Source organism: Vibrio sp. 10N.222.48.A3 (genome assembly GCF_041475345.1).
In the GTDB taxonomy this organism is placed as follows: Bacteria; Pseudomonadota; Gammaproteobacteria; order Enterobacterales; family Vibrionaceae; genus Vibrio; species Vibrio tasmaniensis_A.
The window spans coordinates 1-2,925 of the sequence record NZ_JBFRVX010000065.1; the positions used below are offsets into that span (position 1 = coordinate 1).

At 43.7% G+C, this 2,925-nt stretch carries 2 protein-coding genes and 1 pseudogene; 1 reads left to right on the plus strand and 2 read right to left on the minus strand.

Annotated features, from left to right (window positions below; translation table 11 throughout):
• Positions 1-47 precede the first annotated feature (47 nt).
• Complete coding sequence (gene ilvY, locus AB4653_RS02400; protein WP_009848087.1) at positions 48-938, minus strand: HTH-type transcriptional activator IlvY; 891 nt, start codon at positions 936-938, stop codon at positions 48-50.
• 146 nt (positions 939-1,084) lie between these two features.
• Between ilvY and ilvC the strand changes: the two genes are divergently transcribed.
• Positions 1,085-2,569: a ketol-acid reductoisomerase gene (gene ilvC, locus AB4653_RS02405; RefSeq protein WP_009848086.1), complete on the plus strand. Its 1,485-nt coding sequence runs from the start codon at positions 1,085-1,087 to the stop codon at positions 2,567-2,569.
• 275 nt (positions 2,570-2,844) lie between these two features.
• On the opposite strand, the pseudogene AB4653_RS02410 reads toward ilvC, so the two are convergent.
• Positions 2,845-2,925: pseudogene (locus tag AB4653_RS02410) on the minus strand (cytoplasmic protein); the annotation flags it as partial.

Here is a 2,925-nt window from a genome sequence, read left to right on the forward strand (position 1 = left end):
GCTCTTTATCTGTGCCTCCACATCTGCTTGTTATCGCTTATAGATAACTAGTCAGGGATATACTTTCCTTCGGCTACCTGCCAGAACGCTCTAATCAATGGGTTCTCAAGTTGAGATCGTTTACAGCAGACACCTAATTCAAAGGGTTTGATTGGTTCTATTTTTAAACGATCGACTTTATCTCTCACTGGGCTGTTGTTGATTACAACGTCTGGAGCGATACCAACCCCACAGCCAAGAGCAACCATACTTACGATAGCTTCATGACCTGATACCTGAGCGTAAATGTTGGGCTTTATCTTCATCTTTTTGAACCACGCGTTCGCACGTTCTCGTGCAGTACCTGCTTCTGGGATGATAAAAGGCACTTCATTCCAGTTTGGTTTCTCTGATTGCAGCTGCTGGCTAAAACTACTGACACCGGATGGGATGATGACTGACAGTGGTATATCGCTGATGGTTTCGAACTCTAATCTTGAGGGAAGAATGTCTGGTTTTGCTGAGATAGCAATATCAGCCTCATCATTTAGTATCTTGTCGATGGATTGCGCTGGGTCACCAGTAGAGAGCTTAAACTCAATATACGGATGAATAGCCCTGAATTCAGTAATGAGTTCAGGAAGGTGACTGTAGCTTGCTGTTACGGAACAGAAAATGCGGATCTCACCCTTGAGCTCCTGTTCTCCGCCTTTTAGGTGGAGATTATATTGCTGCCACTCGCCAACGATGCTCAATGCCACAGGCAACAGATGTTTCCCTGCTGGTGTGAGGTCAACACTTCGATTATCCCTGATAAGCAGTTCTTGCCCTGTTTCTTCCTCAAGCTTTTGTATTTGACGACTAAGGGCAGAAGGACTGACGTGCATAGCAGCTGCTGTTTTGCTGAAACTCTTGCTATCACATAAATGTATAAATAATTGTAGAGATTTTATGTTCATGTTTTGCGATCATTTCCATGTTGCATTTATTGCAATAACTAATTGTGAATATATCACTTTCAGCAACGGAGTGTCTGTTTTAGTATGAAGTCATTCGATAGAGAGATATCGACCTTACGGACTTATTTTTAAAGGAGTGCCCTACAATGGCTAACTATTTCAATACATTAAACCTTCGTGAGCAACTAGACCAATTAGGTCGCTGCCGTTTCATGGATCGTGAAGAATTTACGACTGAAGCTGAATACCTTGAAGGCAAGAAGATCGTCATTGTTGGCTGTGGTGCTCAAGGCCTAAACCAAGGTCTAAACATGCGTGATTCTGGTCTAGACGTATCTTACGCTCTTCGCCAAGCTGCAATTGATGAGAAGCGTCAATCATTCAAGAATGCTGATGAAAACGGCTTTGTTGTGGGTAGCTACGAAACGCTAATCCCTCAAGCAGATCTAGTTATCAACCTTACTCCAGATAAGCAACATACAAACGTTGTTGAAACAGTAATGCCCCTAATGAAGCAAGGCGCTGCTCTTGGTTACTCTCACGGCTTTAACGTTGTTGAAGAAGGCATGCAATTACGTTCTGACCTTACCGTTGTAATGGTTGCACCTAAGTGTCCAGGTTCTGAAGTTCGCGAAGAGTACAAGCGTGGCTTTGGTGTACCAACACTGATCGCTGTTCACCCAGAAAACGACCCTAAAGGCGAAGGTTGGGATATCGCTAAAGCTTGGGCTGCAGGCACTGGTGGTCACCGTGCAGGTTGCCTAGAGTCTTCTTTCGTAGCTGAAGTTAAATCTGACCTTATGGGTGAGCAAACTATCCTTTGTGGCATGCTACAAGCGGGTTCTATCGTATCTTACGAGAAGATGATTGCTGATGGCATCGAACCAGGCTACGCAGGTAAACTTCTACAATACGGTTGGGAAACGATTACTGAAGCACTTAAGTTCGGTGGCGTAACTCACATGATGGACCGTCTATCTAATCCTGCTAAAGTTAAAGCGTTTGAGCTTTCTGAAGAGCTAAAAGATCTAATGCGTCCGCTTTACAACAAGCACATGGATGACATCATTTCTGGTCACTTCTCTAGCACTATGATGGCTGACTGGGCGAACGATGACGTGAACCTACTAGGCTGGCGTGAAGAGACTGGTGAAACTGCATTCGAAAACTACCCAGCTTCTGACGTAGAAATCTCAGAGCAAGAGTACTTCGATAACGGTATCCTTATGGTTGCTATGGTTCGTGCGGGTGTTGAGCTAGCATTCGAAGCAATGACAGCATCTGGCATCATCGATGAGTCGGCTTACTACGAATCTCTACATGAGCTTCCACTAATCGCAAACACAGTTGCTCGTAAGCGTCTTTACGAAATGAACGTTGTAATCTCTGATACTGCTGAGTACGGTAACTACCTATTCGCTAACGTAGCAACACCGCTACTACGTGAGAAGTTCATGCCTTCAGTTGCAACAGACGTAATCGGCCGTGGTCTAGGTGAAACATCTAACCAAGTTGATAACGCTAAGCTAATTGAAGTAAACGAAGCTATCCGTAACCACCCTGTCGAGTACATCGGTGAAGAGCTACGTAGCTACATGAGCGACATGAAGCGTATCGCTGTAGGCGGTTAATTAGTCGCTTAGATACTGATAAATTTGTAGAAAAAGCGAAGCAGTATCACTAACTCCTTACAGGTTGGAGTTATAAATAAGCAACACAACATCTAATAAAAAGGCTTGGTCGCCGTTGACCAAGCCTTTTTGCTTTTAGTAACAAAGTCTTAAAAATCAATAAAATGAACATTGTTTGATAAGTATTCGTCGACTTTCAGTCCTTGATTGAGCTTCAGAAATACAAAAGGGTTGGTGTTTTCACACCAACCCTTTCAGTTTGCTTTCTTTTACGCTTATTTGTCGGCAATCTTCGCTTCTAAGTCCGCTAGCTTTTGTTCCATTTCAGTCAGCTTTTGGCGAGTGCGCAGTAGTAC